This is a genomic window from Agrobacterium sp. CNPSo 3708 (assembly GCF_028674915.1).
Taxonomy (GTDB): domain Bacteria; phylum Pseudomonadota; class Alphaproteobacteria; order Rhizobiales; family Rhizobiaceae; genus Agrobacterium; species Agrobacterium cavarae.
Map to the genome: position 1 here is coordinate 1 of NZ_JAQZSF010000007.1, position 17799 is coordinate 17799.

Below are 17799 nucleotides of genomic sequence, written 5' to 3' on the forward strand. Positions count from 1 at the left end.
CAGCAGCGCCGCCGCCCTCGTCAGTGAGCGGACTTATAAGAGACACACCCCAAACAAGTCAACAGAGGTTTTTCAACAAAATCCATATTTCTTGTAAGTCGCTGTTTTAAATAGGCAATTTCGAACTCACGCAACGGGAGCTCTCAAATCCCCAAACTTCTACCTCTCTATTTTCCGATTTCCCAACATCGGATAGGGTTGTTTTACCGTCGCGCCATCGACTATGGCCCGTCCAGCGATATTTGCAGAGATAGGAAAGCCCGTGCGTATCCTGAAAGAAGCCGTCATCCCTGAACTTCCCAACTATTATCGTGGCAAGGTCCGCGAGAATTACGATCTTCCGGACGGCAACCGGATCATCATCTCCACCGACAGGCTGAGCGCTTTCGACCGTATCCTCACCTGTATTCCCTATAAGGGACAGGTGCTGACCGAGACGGCGCATTACTGGTTCGAAGAGACCAAGGACATCTGCCCCAACCATGTCGTCTCCTATCCCGATCCCAATGTCGTCATCGGCAAGCGGCTCACCATCCTGCCCGTCGAGATCGTCGTTCGCGGATATCTGGCGGGCACGACCGGCACCTCCATCCTCACCCTCTATAAGAAGGGTGAGCGCAGCATGTATGGCGTGACCTTCCCCGACGGCATGAAGGACAACCAGGAACTGCCCGAGCCGATCATCACGCCCACCAGCAAGGAATTCGATGGCGGGCATGACGAGCCGCTGACGCCGGCCGAGATCGTCGAGAAGAAGCTTCTGACCGAAGAGCAGTGGCAGACGCTCTCCACCTATGCGCTGGCGCTCTTCAAGCGCGGCCAGGAAGTTGCGGCCAAACGCGGCCTCATTCTGGTCGACACAAAGTATGAGTTCGGCACCGACGAAAACGGCACGATCATTCTGGCCGACGAGATCCACACGCCCGATAGCAGCCGCTACTGGATGGCAGACAGCTATCAGCACGCCTTCGAGACGGGCGCGCGCCCGGTCAGCTTCGACAAGGATTTCGTCCGCGCCTGGGTTGCCGAGCGCTGCGATCCCTATAAGGATGAGATTCCGCAAATCCCGGAGGAACTGGTTCTGCAAACGTCTCGTGTCTATATGGAAGCCTATGAGCGCATTACCGGGCAGACCTTCAAGCCCAATAACGAAGAGGCATCACCGCTCGACAGAGTGAGACGGAACCTGGAGCCTTATTTCCCCGGAGCCTGACTGTGACCAAGGTTGCCGATAGCAATTCGAAAAAGATCAGCGAGGCGGTGGTGAAGAAAGCCACCCGCCCGCGGCGTTCCGGCGAGGAAACCCGCCGCGATATTCTGGCAATGACGGACAGGCTGTTCCGTGAGCGGGGCTTTTCTGCCGTCGCCATCGCCGATATCGCTGCGGCACTTGGCATGTCACCGGCCAACGTGTTCAAGCACTTTCATTCCAAGATCGCCCTGGTCGATGCCATCATGCTCCAACGCATCGGCGTGTTCAAAGAGAAGATGCATCTTCTCGACGATACCCACACCCCGCACGATCGGATGCTGACGCTGGTTCGCACGCTGATGCAAAACCATCGCAACGACCTGACCGACAATCCCTATATGATCGACGTCTTCCTGCAGACCTCGAAGCGCGAACTCTCCTGCGGCGCCCATTACCATCAGGTGCTGACGCAGCAATTCGCCACCATTATCGGCGATGGCATCAAACAGGGTGTCTACCGCGAGGCAGACCCAATCAAGGAAGCCGGACTCGCATTGACCGTGCTCTCCTGTGTTCTGCATCCTTTGCTGATTTCCCGCGAAGATGTTGGCATTTTGGCAACACGATGCGAGGATGTGGTTATGCTGATTGACCGTTCGCTGAAATACGCTCTTGAAAAGTGACGGTTTTAAATTTACGTCACTTCCAGCATTTTCAGTCTTGCCCTGATTTGACGGTATATGCGCGTCGTCCAGGCCTTTGAACGAGATGAAGTAAAATGCCGCTTTGTACGACCCGAGCGGCTGACGTTTTTTAAAAGATCGATCGACCGCAGCCCTATTCCTTCATACTCCAATATGAGAAAATTGATGACCCGACGCCTTCAAGCCCTTCTAGCAACGGTTCTCATGGCAGGCGTCCTTTCGGGCTGCAGCGATAGCGGCGATGGCAAGGATGCTGGCGCCCAACAGGCCAAGCGGCCGCCCTCGCCCGTCAGCGTCATCACCCTGAAGGAGAGCGAAAGCCCGCTGACCACCGTGCTGCCCGGTCGGGCCAGCGCCTATCAGAGCGCCGATATCCGACCGCGCGTGTCGGGCATCATCCGCGAGATTCCCTATAAGGAAGGCAGCGAGGTCAAGCAGGGCACCGTTCTCTATCAGATCGATGACGATACCTATGGGGCGGAAGTCGCGCAGGCCAAGGCGACCCTTGCCAAGGCGGAAGCGAGCATTCCAGCCGCACAGGCGAACTTCGTCCGCTACGAGCGCCTCGTCAACAGCGGTGCGACGCAGATTGAATTGGAAAATGCCCGAACGACGCTTGCCCAGGCGCAGGCCGATGTGGCGCAGGCACGCGCAGCGCTTGAGACGGCGCAGATCAATCTCGACCTGACCAAGGTGCGCGCGCCATTTGACGGCATCGTCTCCTTCACCAATGTCACCGTCGGCAATGTGGTGACCGCCAACCAGACGACGGCGCTGACGACGCTTCGCCGCATCGACCCCATCTATATCGACCTGATCGAATCGAGCGCAAATCTGCTGCGCCTGCGCGATGCGATCGCAGCCGGCACTATCGGCAGCGGCGAGAAAAAGGCCGGCATCCATCTGACGCTGGAAGACGGCACGGAATACAAGCAGGACGGCAAGATCGACATGTCCGACAAGGCAGTCAGCGAAACCACCGGCACCTTTTCCATCCGCGCGCTTTTCGACAATCCGAACGACCTCATTCTGCCAGGCATGTATGTGCGCGCCACGCTCGCCATCGGTAAGGAAAAGGGCTTCCTTATTCCCCAGAGAGCGGCAACGCGAAATGCCAATGGCGAGCTGACCGCAAAGTTCGTCGGCGCGGAGAACAAGGTGGAAACCCGCACCTTCCCCACCAGCCGTCAGTCCGGCAATGCGTGGCTGGTGACGGAAAACGTCAAGGACGGCGATAAGCTGATCGTCGACGGCTTCCAGTGGATCACCGATGGCGCGACGATTGCGCCTGTCGAAGCGACCATCGACGATCGCGGTATCGTGGTTCCGCAAAAGCAGGCTCAACCTGCTGCGCCTGCCAAGTAAGTCGGCATGACCCCCATGTCCGGCTCAACTGTTCAATTCACATAAGGCGCAGTCCAGATGGCTCATTTCTTTATCAAGCGCCCTGTCTTTGCCTGGGTCATTGCCATCGTCATCATGCTTGGCGGCGTCTTGGCGATCTTCACCCTGTCGATTTCGCAATATCCGGATATCGCCCCGACGACGGTGCGCATCAGCGCCTCCTATAATGGTGCGAGTGCGGAGACCGTGGAAAAATCGGTGACGACCATCATCGAAGACGGAATGACCGGCCTCGACGATCTCACCTATATGACGTCGACGTCCTCCACCGGCAGCGCGACCGTCACACTCACCTTCGGCACCAGCATCATGCCGGATATTGCCCAGGTCCAGGTGCAGAACAAGCTTCAGCTTGTCCAGTCGCAGCTTCCCGATGTGGTGCAGCAGCAGGGCATCGAAGTCAGCCGCTCCACCTCGTCGATCCTGATGGTCGGCGCGCTGATCTCCACCGACGGCAAGCGGACCTCGGCCAATCTGGGCGACGTCTTTTCCACCCGCGTCGAAGACCAGATCAAGCGCCTGGAAGGTGTTGGCAGCATCAACGTCTTCGGCTCCGAATACGCCATGCGTGTGTGGCTCGATCCCTACAAGCTGAACAAGTATCAGTTGACGACCGCCGACGTGACGAGCGCGATCGAAAGCCAGAACACCCAGGTCTCGGTCGGTTCGCTCGGCGCACAGCCCGCGGTCAAGGGCCAGCAGCTGAACGTCACTGTCACGGCGCAAAGCCAGCTGACCACGGTTTCCGATTTCGAATCCATCATCCTTAAGGTCGAAAAGGACGGTGCCACGGTTCGCCTCAGCGATGTGGCGCGCGTGGAAATCGGCCAGGAAAGCTATGGCGGGGATTCCCGCTCCAACGGTCGCCCGTCCGCAGGCTTCGCGGTGAACCTTGCGACTGGCGCGAACGCGCTCGATACGGCAGCCCGCGTCAAGGACGCGCTGACCAGCGTCGCAGGCTCGCTGCCGGAAGGCGTGGTGATCGAATATCCCTATGACACCACACCCTTCGTCAAGCTCTCGATCGAAAAGGTCGTCCACACGCTGATCGAAGCCATCGTGCTGGTCTTCGTCGTTCTGCTCGTCTTCCTGCAGAACCTGCGCGCCACCTTCATTCCGATGATCGCCGTACCCGTGGTTCTGCTCGGCACCTTCGGCGTGCTGGCTTTGACCGGCTATTCGATCAACACGCTCACCATGTTCGCCATGGTGCTTGCCATCGGTCTTCTGGTGGATGACGCGATCGTCGTCGTCGAAAACGTCGAGCGCATCATGTCGGAGGAAGGTCTCTCTCCGGTCGAAGCGACGGAAAAGTCGATGGGCGAAATCACCGGTGCGATCATCGGCATCGCGCTTGTGTTGACCGCGGTCTTCATTCCCATGGCCTTCTTCGGCGGTTCGACGGGTATCATCTACCGTCAGTTCTCCATCACCATCGTTTCGGCGATGCTGCTCTCTGCCGTCGTTGCCATCGTGCTGACGCCGGCGCTCTGCGCCACGATGTTGAAGCCGGTCCATGCCAAGAAGGAGCGCGGCCCGGCGGCCTGGTTCAACCGCAATTTCGGCCGCACCACCGATGGCTATGTCGGCAGCATCGGCCATCTGCTGAAGCGCCCGGTTCGCGTCACCATTCTCTTCCTCATCGTGGTTGGCGGTTGCGCCTGGTTCTTCACCCGCCTTCCAAGCTCCTTCCTGCCGCAGGAAGACCAGGGTGTGCTGTTGACGATCGTGCAGCTGCCGACAGGCGCCACGACGGAGCGCACCAACGAGGTGGTGAAGCAGGTGGAAAGCTACTTCCGTGAGAAGGAAGCTGCCAATGTCGAATCCGTCTTCGGCGTGCTGGGCTTCAGCTTCGGCGGTTCCGGCCAGAACAACGCCATGGTCTTCACCAAGCTCAAGGACTTCACGGAGCGCACCGCACCGGAAGCACATGCCGCAGCCATCGTGCAGCGCGCCATGGGCACGTTCCTGTCCTTCCGCGATGCGCAGGTCTTCCCGCTTCTTCCCCCCGCAATCCAGGGTCTCGGCACCTCCAGCGGCTTCTCCATGTATCTGGTGGATAGTGGCCGCAACGGCACGACCGCACTGACCAACGCCTCGAAGGAACTGATCCAGCTTGCCAATGGCAATCCGAATATCAGTTCGCTGCGCTCCAACAGCCGTGACGCCGAATCGCAGATGAAGATCGATCTCGACAAGGAGAAGATGGGCGCGATGGGCGTCGATCTCGCCTCGGTCAACCTGATGCTCTCGACCATCTTTGCCGGTCGCGATGTCAACGACTTCACGCTGAATGGCGAATTGAAGCCGGTCTATGTGCAGGGTGATGCGCCCTATCGCATGCAGCCGGACGACCTGAAGCACTGGTATGCCCGCAATGCCAGCGGCGAGATGGTGCCCTTCTCCTCTTTCAGCACGATCAGCTGGCAGAATGCCGCACCGACCCTTGCGCGCTTCAACGGCACGAGCGCCATTTCGCTCGATGGTGCCGCAGGCCCAGGCGTTGCCTCCGGTGATGCGATGAACGAGATGGAGCGGCTGACGGCGAGCTTGCCCGGTGGCTACACCGTGGCCTGGCAGGGCATTTCCTACCAGGAACGCCTGTCGGGTTCGCAGGCGCCACTGCTCTATGCGCTATCGGTCCTGATCGTCTTCCTCTGCCTGGCAGCCCTTTACGAAAGCTGGTCGATCCCCTTCTCGGTCATTCTGGCCGTGCCGGTGGGTGTTCTGGGTGCGGTCACCGCCGCGCACTTCTTCGGCCAGTCCAACGACGTCTATTTCAAGGTGGGACTGCTGACCACGATCGGTCTTGCAGCCAAGAACGCCATCCTCATTGTCGAGTTTGCAAAGGAGAGGCAGGAACATGGATTGAGCTTGCTCGAGGCAACCTTGGAAGCGGCAAAGCTTCGCCTTCGCCCCATTATCATGACATCGCTCGCCTTCATTCTGGGCGTCGTGCCGCTCGCCATTGCAAGCGGTGCAGGCTCCGCGGCGCAGAATGCGATCGGTATTGGGGTATTGGGTGGTATGCTTTCTGCAACACTGCTCGGAATTTTCTTCGTACCGTCCTTCTTCGTCATTATCAGGCGGCTTTCTAAACGTTAACAACCGTTGAAATATGCTAGCAATGCAAATCGAGGCTGATAGAAGTATGGCAGATTCGAAAGCTGCACCTCCTTCAGCAAACAGCAACGCGACGCTCGCTTCGACTGAGGAGCGCCCAGTGCGCTACACAAACCGGGATAACCATATGCTGTCACTTCGTGCGACCATTCCTCTGACGCTGCTCCTGCTTTCAGGCTGCGTCGTCGGCCCTGACCACAAGGCGCCGGAAACCCAATTGCCAGCCAAGTTCTCCGAAGGCAGCAAGACCAGCAATGGCGACATTGCCACGGTCGCATGGTGGACCGCATTCAATGACAGCCGCCTGAACGGCTATGTTTCGACCGGCCTGTCGCAGAACCTGACCGTTCTGCAGGCGATCGAGCGCATCAACCAGGCCGAATCGAACATCACAGTAGCGGGCGCTGGTTCGCTCCCACAGCTCGGCTCGACCTTCCGTCATGAAACCTCCGGCAGCAAAGGCAGCTTCCCGAGCACCAATGAACGGGTCAGCAACACCACCAGCAACGCCTTCAACGTGTCCTGGCTGCTTGACCTCTTCGGTCGCTACCGCCGCGAAAAGGAAAGCGCTGCCGCCTCGCTCGACGCCGCTTATGCAACGGCTGACGTTCAGCGCCTGACGCTGATCTCCTCGGTAGCGTCTGCCTATATCGACGTGCGCTACTACCAGGAGCGTCTGGCGATTGCCCGCCAGAACCTCGGGTCACGCCGCGAGACGCTGGATCTGACCAAGCTGCAGCTGGAAGCAGGCGCTGCCTCGCGTCTCGATGTCGTCCAGTCCGAAGGTCTGGTCAACTCGACGCTGGCGCAGATGCCGACGCTTGAAACCAACTACCGCCGCGCAGCACACCGCATCGCCACCCTGCTTGGCATGCCGGCTGATTCGCTGGTCGTCGAACTGCAGCGCGGCGCACGCCAGCCTGTCGCCCGCGCCGTTCCGCGCACCGGCATTCCTGCGGATCTGATCCGCAACCGTCCGGACATCCGCGCAGCCGAGCGTCAGCTGGCCGCAGCCGTTGCCAACATCGGTGTTGCCGAAGCGCAGCTCTTCCCAAGCATTACGCTGAGCGGTTCGATCACGCCAAGCTACACCCGCATCAGCGGTGGCGCACGCGGCACGTCCAATGGCTGGGGCTTCGGTCCGACCATCACGCTGCCGATCCTCGACGGCGGTGCCCTGCGCGCAGGCGTCGACATCCAGAAGTCGGTTGCCCGCGAACAGTACCTCGCCTGGAAGTCGACCGTGCTTAGCGCGGTGGAAGAAGTCGAAAACGCCCTGACGGCGCTCAACCGCGACCAGCAGACGGTCAACGCCTACCGCAAGACGGTCGATTCCTACAAGGAAGCCCTCTCGCTTGCGACCGCCAGCTACCGCGACGGCGCCTCCTCGCTGCTCGACGTTCTCGACGCACAGCGCAACGTTTCCGACGCCCAGGCAAACCTGGCAACCGCTGTTCAGCAGGCCGCACAGGACTACGTGGCGCTCAGCGTCGCACTCGGTGGCGGCTATGCCGTGGGATCGCCAAACTCGGTCGCAGCCGTCAAGGTGGCGGCCAACGTGCCGAAGGGCATGTAAGGGCTTCACCATTTCGGTGCTTTTTGAAATCCCGCGGCCCTGGCTGCGGGATTTTTGTTTGTGCGGGCGCTCAGGTCACGAGGTAGCACGTGTTTCAGCAGCGCTGGCTGGCGAAGCCTTTGCGGCTCACCCCCCTCTGCCCTGCCGGGCATCTCCCCCTCAAGGGGGGAGATCGGCAAAAGGCACTCTTTGCATTTCACATCTCACCGCTCACCGCAGTTTGGGGCAAGACGGTGCACCAGTTCGATCTCCCCCCTTGAGGGGGAGATGTCCGGCAGGACAGAGGGGGTGCGGTACGTCTCGGCGGGCGACCGAATGAGCCGAAGTGGGGTCGCGGAAAGAGCAACCCTCTCGCCCAATACAGATCTCTCAATTTAAACCGGACCGCGGTGGCCTTGAGCCAAGAATCCATCTTTTCAACGATGCCGACGCGCCACCTCCCACCAACAAAAAAAGCCCCGGATCGCTCCGAGGCTTCTCAATCAAAAACGTCCGGTCGCGCTTAGTTCTTGGCGCGCTCGACGTAGGAATTGTCTTCCGTGGCAACGACGACGCGCACACCGGCGTCGATATGCGGCGGGACCATGACGCGGATGCCGTTGGAGAGGATCGCGGGTTTGTAGGAGGACGATGCCGTCTGGCCCTTGACGACCGGCTCGGTCTCGACGATTTCGAGCGTCACGTGGCGCGGCAGCTCGATGGCGAGCGGCAGGCCTTCGTGGATGGAGAGAACGCAGGTCATGCCTTCCTGGAGGTAGGCCTTCTGGTCGCCCATGGTCTCGGCATCGACGACCACCTGGTCGTAGTTTTCCGGGTTCATGAAGTGGAAGCCTTCGCCATCCTCATAGAGGAACTGGAAGTTCAGGTCTTCGACGAAGGCGCGCTCGACCTGCTCGGTCGTGCGCCAGCGCTCGGATACCTTCACGCCGTCGACGATGCGGCGCATGTCCACCTGGGTCACGGGCGTGCCCTTGCCAGGATGGAAGTTATTGGCCGTGAGCACGACGTAGAGCTTGCCCTCGACTTCGAGAACATTGCCCTTGCGGACGGATGAGGCGATAACCTTGACCATATGATTTCCTTGTAACTCAATGAAATGCGTCGTAAGGACGGCGCGGCTGCACTGACCCGATGGACGTTTTGTCTGTTTTCTGGGGCGCAACTACCTTAATTCCGGGAGAATTGCCAGCCTTTCAGACACGCGAAGCGAAAACTGTCATACGGTTTTCAAACGAGCGGCGCTGAAACAGACATTCAACCGGTGGATTAGGCAGCGTTGCAACGCACCTTGGTCAAGAGAGACAGCGGACAGACGGGCAGATGAGCACGCGCGCAGACACAACCTCATCCTGGTGGCAACCGGACGTCCATATGGACCGCCGGCCCTTCCTGATGGGCCGCAATGCCATCCAGCGCGCTTTCCGTTCTTTCTTTGCCGATCGCGATTTCATCGAAGTCGATACCGCCACCTTGCAGATTTCGCCCGGAAACGAGGCGCATCTGCATGCCTTCGCCACGACGGGCATCACCACGAGTGGCGAGAACGCGCCCCTTTACCTGCATACCTCGCCGGAATTTGCCTGCAAGAAGCTGCTGGCCGCCGGTGAAACGCGCATTGCCTGCTTTGCCCATGTCTATCGCAACCGCGAGCGCGGGCCGTTGCACCACCCCGAATTCACCATGCTGGAATGGTACCGCGCAGGCGAGACCTATGAGAGCCTGATGGCAGACAGCGCCGAGCTTCTGGCGCTCGCCGCAGACACGGCAAAAACCAAACGCTTTGCCTATCGCGGACGCGAGATGGACCCGTTTCTGGCGCCGGAGCGGCTCAGCGTCGCAGAGGCATTTCAGCGCTATGCGTCAATCGACCTGCTGGCGACGGTATCGCCCAATGGCGAGAACGACGGCGACCATCTGGACCGGCTGGCAAAGGCTGCGGGCATCCGCACCGCGCAGGATGATAGCTGGGCCGATATCTTCAGCCGCATCATCGTCGAGAAGGTGGAGCCGGAACTCGGTTTTGGCCGCGCCACGATCCTCGATGAATATCCGGTCAGCGAGGCTGCCCTTGCCCGGCGCTCGCCGCGCGATGGCCGCGTGGCCGAGCGCTTCGAGCTTTATGGCTGCGGCGTGGAGCTTGCCAATGCCTTTGGCGAGTTGACCGATGCCGACGAGCAGCGCCGCCGCTTCGAGATCGAGATGCAGGAAAAGAGCCGCATCTATGGCGAGACCTACCCGATCGATGAAGAGCTTCTGGCAGCGCTGACCATCATGCCGGCGGCGAGCGGTATCGCGCTTGGCTTCGACCGGCTGGTGATGCTGGCAACCGGCGCGCCGAGAATTGACCTTGTGATGTGGGCGCCTGTCGCGGTCTATGGATCATGACGACACGCGCGCTGAAATCGGCTGACGATCTTCACGACGCAGGCCTCATCGACCAGGCGGCACTGGAGCGGGTGCGTCCGGTGGCGGAACGTTATGCCGTGGCGCTGACGGCAAGCGTGGCCAGGCTGATCGATCCAGCCGATCCACAAGACCCGATCGGCCTGCAGTTTATCCCGGATGAGGCCGAGCTTTATCAGACGAACGAGGAACGCGCCGATCCGATCGGCGACGAGGCCCATAGTCCCGTGCCGGGCATCGTCCATCGCTATCCCGACCGGGTGCTGTTGAAGGCCGTACATGTCTGCCCAGTCTATTGCCGCTTCTGCTTCCGCCGTGAAATGGTCGGCCCGCAGGGCAATGGCATGATGAGCCCGGAAGAGCTTACCGTCGCCTTCGACTATATCTCCTCCCGCCCGGAGATCTGGGAAGTTATCCTCACCGGCGGCGATCCGCTGGTCCTCTCACCCCGCCGTCTGCAAACGATCATGGAAGGCTTGAGCGCCATTCCGCATGTGAAGATCGTGCGCTTCCACACCCGCGTGCCGGTGGTCGATCCGCAGAAGATCGATGCCGATCTGATTGCCGCACTCAAGGCCAGCGGCAAGACGACCTATGTGGCGCTGCATTCCAACCATCCGCGCGAGATGACGCACGAAGCGCGCGCCGCCTGCGCAAGACTGGTGGATGCCGGCATTGCCATGGTCAGCCAGACGGTGCTGCTGAAGGGCATCAATGACGATCCGGCCGTGCTGGCAGAGCTGATGCGCAGCTTCGTCGAAAACCGCATCAAGCCCTATTACCTGCATCACCCCGATCTTGCGCCCGGCACCAGCCACTTCCGGCTGAGCATCGAAGAAGGCCAGCGGATTGTGTCCGCCTTGCGCGGTCACGTGTCGGGTCTGTGCCAGCCGACTTACGTGCTGGATATTCCAGGCGGCCACGGAAAAGCCGTCATCGGTCAGAATGCGGCAACGAAACAGGCCGAGGGTTGTTACGCCGTCTCCGATTTCAACGGGAACGATCACCTCTACCCGCCCTCGGCAGATTAAACGGGCACGAAATCTTCGGCGTTTCCGGCGCTTTGATACAACCAAGCCGGATAAACAAAAATTTCACATTTCCGCCCCCGTCCTGTCATCATAAAGAAAAATATTCTACCTACATTGATAATCATTGATTCCGAGGCAAAACCGGGATATCAGTGATTCAACTGGAGAGTGATTCTTCGGTATTCCGGGTCAACACGAGCAGAGGAGAGTGTCATGTCGAAATTTATGCGCATTGCCGCGCTCCTAGGTCATCGGATCTCGAATGCCGGGCACAAATCCACGTGTTCCCGCTGCTGTCGAATGTGGTGACTTTTTAAGTCCCCTCAAATTTTCAATTCATTCAATTCGACATTTATGCTGTGCGATCAAGCCACAGCGGGAGTATGCACCATGCAAAAGCAAGTCATCGAATTCGCAGGCGAACCGGTCGGTATCGTCGTACCGGATAACAACCGGCTGAAGTTCATTGCCGTCAAGTTCCACGTCCATGATCTGGACGAGCAGCGCTTCGACAGCGCCGAGGATGTGCGCGTTGCCATCCGCAACCTCGTGCGCAACCGCAACGTGGCAGCGCTGGTTTGAGCCCATCTTCAGCCTGTTACGAAACCACATTTGAAAAACGATAAAGGCGATGCCCGTTCAACCCGGCATCGCCTTTTGATTTTCAGCCAGTATTTTTCAATCACGACACCGAATAAGTTCTTCGGCCATTTCCTCCACCTTAAACCGCGAGACGTTCACCTCCGCGCGACGTTGCGATGAGATTCAATCCCTCCTCCCCGCCATCCTCGGGCCTGACCCGAGAATCCATGTTTTCAGGCACTTACGGGTGGGTTGATAGATCCTCGGATCAAGCCCGAGGATGACGAACGAGAGGGTGTCGCTCTCTTTTCCCCGGAAACCCCGTGTCGTCTCAAAACGCCGTAAACGTCAGCGTCGTCAGCGAGCGCACGATGCCCGGAATACTGACGATGTTATCATTGATGAATTTGCCGACATCCTGCTCCGGGCCAAGATAGATTTTCAACATGAGATCATACTCGCCGCTGGTGGAATAAAGCTCCGAAACCAGTTCGGTCTTGTAGATGGCGTCCGCGACCTCATAGGTCTTGCCGGGTGCGCATTGGAGCTGAACGAAGATGGGCTTCATGACTGGTCTTCCTCGCCAAAAGGCTGATGTAAGCGTGGCGCGGTGGGGCAAAAGCCGCCGCCTGCGCGTGTGTGACACACTATTGGCTGAGGCAGCCCGCTCTTTCAAGCCTTTGGCGTCGTACGATCCCATGGCAACGCTGCCCGCTACTATTCCCGCCCGGCATGAATTGATGACGAGATGTCGATGGTCAGCGGTGAAGCGCCGCGATAGAGTTTTCGCCAAAGGGCGCTTCTTCGCGCCCAACCGCCTGCCCGGCAACTCTGCCTCATGATTGTGGATGCCCCCGATGTATAACGATCCCCGCTCGCATGGCCTTTGGGAAAAGACCGCTCCGCCACCGCCGCAAACCAGCGCGCTGGAAGGGGATGTGACGACGGATGTGGTGATCGTTGGCGGTGGCTTCACCGGCCTTTCGGCGGCCCTTCATCTGGCGGAACGCGGCATCAAATGCATCGTGCTGGAAGGCAAGGAAATCGGCTTTGGGGGTGCTGGCCGCAATGTCGGCCTCATCAATGGCGGCATGTGGGTTATGCCGAAGGAACTGCCCAATGTGCTGGGCCCGGTCCATGGCGATCGCCTGCTGGACCTTCTGGGCAACGCGCCCTTCCTGGTGCGCGAGATCATCGAGAAACACGAGATTGCCTGTGAACTGGAAAAGAACGGCACGCTGCATTGCGCCGTCGGCGAAGCGGGGCTCACCGAAATTCGCGAGCGCTGCGACCAGTGGGCCGCGCGCGGCGCGCCGGTGCGGATCCTGAGCGCCGAGGAAACCGCAAGGCGGGTCGGCACGAACGGATACACAGGCGCGCTTCTGGATGAACGCGCCGGAACGCTCCAGCCGCTTGCCTATGTGCGCGGACTGGCCAACGCCGCACTCAAAGCTGGCGCCATCATCCATACGGCAAGCCCGGTGCACGCGACGGAAGAAAACGGCGAAGGCTGGACGGTGCGCACCGATCGCGGCTCCGTCTCGGCAAGCTGGATCATCGTGGCAACGGAAGCCTATAGCCAAGGCCCGTGGAAGATCATCCGCGAGGAGCAGGTCTACCTCCCCTATTTCAACTTCGCCACCCGCCCGCTCGGCGATAATCTCGCCAAGTCCGTCCTGCCCGGCCGCGAAGGCTGCTGGGACACCAAGGAAATCCTCTCCTCCTTCCGCATGGACAAGGCCGGCCGCCTCGTCTTCGGCAGTGTGGGCGCATTGCGCGACACAGGGGCAAGCGTCCACCGCGCCTGGGCAAAACGCTCGCTCAAACGCCTCTTCCCGCAGCTTGGCGATGTGGAGTTCGAATGCGAATGGTACGGCCAGATCGGCATGACCGACAACGCCGTCCCCCGCTTCCACCGCTTCGCCAAGAACGTCGTAGGCTTCTGCGGCTACAACGGCCGCGGCATCGCGCCGGGCACCACCTTCGGCAAAACACTGGCCGCCCATGTGGCCGGCGAGATCAGCGAAAGCGACCTGCCGCTGCCAGTGTCAGAGCCCAAGGCGCAGAGTTTTCGGGCGCTGAAGGAGGCCTATTATGAGGCCGGTGCGCAGGTGGCGCATTTTGCGGGGGAGCGGTTTGGTTCGGCGTAGCCTAACGATAGCAGTCGCGGCGCTAACCAAACTCCAGCATAGGGCAGCCACCCGCGCCGACTCCGAGAGGAAATTGCCTGTATGATCTTTCTATACAACTGCTTCGCCGAACGATGTTTCCTTAGTCGGACCGCCTCGCCAGCAACGTTTCAAAATGATGCACAGACACCCATTCAAGTGATTCATCCGTGATTAGTTTGGGTGACTGATTGTCGTGATCAATAAATAGAATTCGAAACCTAGCGCGGAAATGCCAGACACCCATTGTCCGGATCAGCGGTTTCCTGGGTCTGCACAACTACATCCAGCAGTGTCTGTTAGGTTAACTTGCCGAAAACCGCTAAATCTCCATTCCGCAAAAACCAAGTCTTCTGAAATTCATGGTTCGTTATGAGATCAGCCATTGCCGGATTCTCATCTCATAATGCAAACTTCGTTTTTTTGCCTAAGCGAAATTTCTTCGTCAGCGTATCTAACGACCCCAATTTTTGTAAATATTTGTTGAAAAAACTGTAGCGGGATCGCTTTTGAGTTGTGCCACCAATTAGAAGAATGTTTTCTGGATGCGGGCTTGCGGACAGATCTTGTTGCCAAGTTTCATGGCAGTTGAAAACATTGTCAGGCGGTTTGCCCGACGATACTTACATATGATGTGGATTGGATATGATACCCATTCGCATAAGAGTGTCCGCAAGCCTTAAGAAAATCGAATATGTCGAAACTTGAAGCGTTAAGAGCAGCAAAGTCACTTTCGGACCTAGCATACATTCTCGAGGAGAAGCCAAGCGTACTTTCGTACGTGATTTACAAGATTCCCAGCCATCTCAAGTACAAGGAGTTCGAGATTTCAAAAAAAACAGGTGGAAAAAGGGTAATTAGTGCGCCGATTGATAGACTAAAAAGAATTCAAAGAAATTTAGCTGACCTGCTTCTCGGCGTGCAAGGCGAGATAAGCAAAGACAGTGCAGTAGACAATAATTGTGTCGTTTCGCACGCGTTCAAGAGAAACCTTTCCATAATTACCAATGCACGAAATCACAGAAACAAAAGGTATGTGTTCAACGCGGATTTAAAGGATTTTTTTCCTTCTATAAATTTTGGGCGCGTATATGGTTTCTTTATAAAAAATCAACATTTTTGCCTTCACCCCAAAGTAGCGACCGTTATCGCGCAGATTGCCTGTCATAACAATTCTCTTCCGCAAGGAAGCCCTTGCTCGCCCATCATATCAGATTTTATTGGCCACATCCTTGATATGCGCCTATCGCGCATGGCAGGCCGACACAGATGTACGTACACTAGATACGCAGATGATCTGAGCTTTTCGACGAACGAACGCGTGTTTCCCAAAGCGATAGCTTATCCAGGCACGAAATCGCCCAACTCTTGGGTTCCAGGAGATGAGTTATTAAAAAATATCTTCAAGAGCGGATTTAAACTTAATAATTCTAAGACACGTCTACAGTATAAGTCGTCTAGACAGGAAGCTACGGGGCTTATTGTAAATAAATCCGTATCGGTCCCTACGGAGTACTACCATACTACGCGAGCAATGTGTCACAACCTTTTCAATCTAGGGTTTGGCTATTCAAATCTGAATGGATCGCTTGAACCGGTTTCCGATAGCGTGATCCGAGGACGATTGAACTATATTCACCATGTACGCTCTATGCAAAACAAGCTTGAAAATGGCCCGTCAATGCGGACGACGGCGCCATTCAAGCTATATCAGTCTTTCCTTAATTTCGTTTCGTTTTTTGGGATTACTAAGCCAGTCATTATTGGAGAAGGCGTCACCGATACCATTTATCTCAAGGCTGCCCTTAACCAGTTAGCCGCAGGATATCCGAATCTAATCCAAGTTTCGGGACAAGAAAAAGAGCACCAGCTAAAGTTTTTCAGATACAGCAACTCTAGCAGAGAGCTCATGGGGTTATCCGGCGGGACCGGAGAACTCAAAAACTTGCTTGGCGATTACCGAAAAAGGATCAGCGGTTTCAAGTCTGGCGGGAGGCATCCCGTGATCATTTTAGTAGACAATGATGAAGGGTCTAAAGCTTTTTTCTCAACTCTTGGCTCGATCACCAAGACCAAAGTTACCGGACTGGACCCCTTCTACTACGTTTACTCGAACCTGTACGCAGTACCCATCCCACCTACTGGAAATCCAGTGACTGCAATTGAGGGGTTGTTCGACCCTGCCCTACTAGGCTTTGTGTACGAGGGCAAAAAGCTAGATCTCACCAACAAAGAGTCAGATGGCTCAAAGTTTTATTCGAAGCATACGTTCGCAAAGGATGTTGTACGTCCGAACCAAAGCAAAATCAATTTCAACGGATTTAACGCTCTTTTAACTGCGATTGACCAAGTCTTATTAGACTACAATGCCAAATTGGTCTCAGGGATAGCTCCATAGCTGCAGTCAAACATTTTGTCCGGCATATCGATTACCCTAGTTAGCTAGACACGGCAGCTGCGCAAGTCTTGGCAACATAGCAAGTTTTCGGGCCACCAACGCAGCGAACCACGTTGGTATCGCTATATCCTTGCAAACATAACCCTCATCGATTACCACCGATATATCCAACCAGATATCTCGCTTGAGGGGCCGATCCATGACACTTCACCGCCGCATCATTCTGAAAACCGCAGCATGGGCCATCGCCGCCGCGTGTCTTGTGGCACCTGCCCTCTCCTCGCCCGCGCTCGCCGCCGAGAAGGTCACCGTCTTTGCTGCGGCTAGCATGAAGAATGCGCTGGATGCTGCAAATGCCGCCTTCGCCAAGCAGAGTGGCGATGAGGTTGTGGTGTCCTATGCCGCGAGTTCGGCGCTGGCGAAGCAGGTGGAGGCGGGTGCGCCTGCGGATATTTTCATTTCGGCGGATCTGGCCTGGATGGACTATCTGGCGGGCAAGGGGCTGATCAAGCAAGACACGCGGAGCAATCTTCTGGGCAACCGCCTCGTTCTGGTTGCGCCTGCGGCAAATGCGAAGCCGGTGGAGATCAAGCCGGGGTTTGATCTTTCGGCTCTTGTCGGCAATGGGAAGCTTGCCATGGGGGCGGTGGATTCCGTGCCGGCGGGCAAATATGGCAAGGCGGCGCTCGAGAAGCTTGGCGTCTGGCCTGCCGTTTCCGGCAAGGTGGCGGGGGCGGAAAGTGTGCGCGCGGCGCTGCTCCTGGTCTCGCGCGGGGAAGCGCCCTATGGCATCGTCTACCAGACGGATGCGGCGGCTAATCCCGGCGTGAAGATCGTCGGCACCTTTCCGGAAGATTCGCATCCGCCGATCATCTATCCCGTCGCGACGCTGAAGGATGCCAAAAGCCCGGCAGCGGCTGCCTATCTGGAATTTCTGAAATCGGCCAAGGCAGCCCCCTTCTTCGAGGTCCAGGGCTTTACGGTTCTGAAGTAAGGGAAAGCATGCAAGGTCTGAAACAGCACGACGGGCTTTCACAGCCGCATCATCGCATCGGCTCTGATGGCGTTTGCGCCGAAACGCTGCCCGGCTTTGGCTAGAAGCGTGTCGCGATCTTTCCGATTCGCTCCTGACGCTCCGGGTCCTTGTTTTGTCGCATGTCGTGATCGCAAAACCGCTGCGCACTTTTGCGTGGACCATGCTTCAGAACCGGGCATCGG

Annotated in this window: 13 protein-coding genes; 11 read left to right on the forward strand and 2 right to left on the reverse strand. The window is 57.7% G+C overall.

The genetic code is table 11. The features are described from left to right. Window positions 1-262 precede the first annotated feature (262 nt). From PVA19_RS15610 to PVA19_RS15630, 5 genes are all read left to right on the forward strand, one after another. Window positions 263-1213, forward strand: coding sequence for a phosphoribosylaminoimidazolesuccinocarboxamide synthase (locus PVA19_RS15610; protein ID WP_274103331.1), 951 nt, complete (start codon window positions 263-265; stop codon window positions 1211-1213). Window positions 1214-1215: 2 nt separating this feature from the next. Continuing rightward, window positions 1216-1875, forward strand: a complete 660-nt coding sequence (locus PVA19_RS15615; protein ID WP_062444251.1) for a TetR family transcriptional regulator — start codon at window positions 1216-1218, stop codon at window positions 1873-1875. Between the two features lie 186 nt (window positions 1876-2061). After that, entirely contained in the window at window positions 2062-3261 is a 1200-nt protein-coding gene (locus PVA19_RS15620; RefSeq protein WP_062424817.1) for an efflux RND transporter periplasmic adaptor subunit, read from the forward strand. A gap of 57 nt (window positions 3262-3318) precedes the next feature. After that, on the forward strand, window positions 3319-6405 hold the full coding sequence (locus PVA19_RS15625; protein WP_062424818.1) for an efflux RND transporter permease subunit: 3087 nt from the start codon (window positions 3319-3321) through the stop codon (window positions 6403-6405). 145 nt (window positions 6406-6550) lie between these two features. Beyond that, window positions 6551-7999, forward strand: a complete 1449-nt coding sequence (locus tag PVA19_RS15630; protein ID WP_274103333.1) for an efflux transporter outer membrane subunit — start codon at window positions 6551-6553, stop codon at window positions 7997-7999. Between the two features lie 502 nt (window positions 8000-8501). Here PVA19_RS15630 and efp read toward each other — a convergent pair. After that, window positions 8502-9071 (reverse strand): elongation factor P, encoded by a 570-nt coding sequence (efp, locus tag PVA19_RS15635; RefSeq protein WP_062424820.1) that lies wholly within the window; start codon window positions 9069-9071, stop codon window positions 8502-8504. Window positions 9072-9319: 248 nt separating this feature from the next. Between efp and epmA the strand changes: the two genes are divergently transcribed. From epmA to PVA19_RS15650, 3 genes are all read left to right on the forward strand, one after another. After that, window positions 9320-10384, forward strand: coding sequence for an EF-P lysine aminoacylase EpmA (gene epmA, locus PVA19_RS15640; protein WP_274103334.1), 1065 nt, complete (start codon window positions 9320-9322; stop codon window positions 10382-10384). Then, on the forward strand, window positions 10381-11433 hold the full coding sequence (locus PVA19_RS15645) for a lysine-2,3-aminomutase-like protein (protein ID WP_274103335.1): 1053 nt from the start codon (window positions 10381-10383) through the stop codon (window positions 11431-11433). Before epmA ends, PVA19_RS15645 begins: the two co-directional genes overlap by 4 nt. Before the next feature lie 390 nt (window positions 11434-11823). Continuing rightward, a complete protein-coding gene (locus tag PVA19_RS15650; protein ID WP_274103336.1) occupies window positions 11824-12015 on the forward strand; it encodes a hypothetical protein in 192 nt (63 codons plus the stop codon). A 331-nt stretch (window positions 12016-12346) separates the two neighbouring features. Here the strand turns inward: PVA19_RS15650 and PVA19_RS15655 are convergent, their stop codons facing one another. Continuing rightward, complete coding sequence (locus tag PVA19_RS15655) at window positions 12347-12583, reverse strand: Lrp/AsnC family transcriptional regulator (RefSeq protein WP_274103337.1); 237 nt, start codon at window positions 12581-12583, stop codon at window positions 12347-12349. Between the two features lie 289 nt (window positions 12584-12872). On the opposite strand from PVA19_RS15655, the gene PVA19_RS15660 reads away from it, so the two are divergent. The 3 genes from PVA19_RS15660 (at window position 12873) to modA (ending at window position 17575) form a co-directional block, all read left to right on the forward strand. After that, window positions 12873-14165 carry an NAD(P)/FAD-dependent oxidoreductase gene (locus PVA19_RS15660; RefSeq protein WP_274103338.1) on the forward strand — a complete coding sequence of 431 codons (1293 nt, stop codon included), beginning with the start codon at window positions 12873-12875 and terminating at the stop codon, window positions 14163-14165. A gap of 712 nt (window positions 14166-14877) precedes the next feature. Further along, window positions 14878-16581, forward strand: a complete 1704-nt coding sequence (locus PVA19_RS15665) for a retron Ec67 family RNA-directed DNA polymerase/endonuclease (RefSeq protein WP_274103339.1) — start codon at window positions 14878-14880, stop codon at window positions 16579-16581. 199 nt (window positions 16582-16780) lie between these two features. Further along, the gene (gene modA / locus PVA19_RS15670) at window positions 16781-17575 is read left to right on the forward strand and encodes a molybdate ABC transporter substrate-binding protein (protein WP_274103340.1); all 795 of its coding nucleotides are present in this window, start codon (window positions 16781-16783) and stop codon (window positions 17573-17575) included. Window positions 17576-17799: the final 224 nt, after the last annotated feature.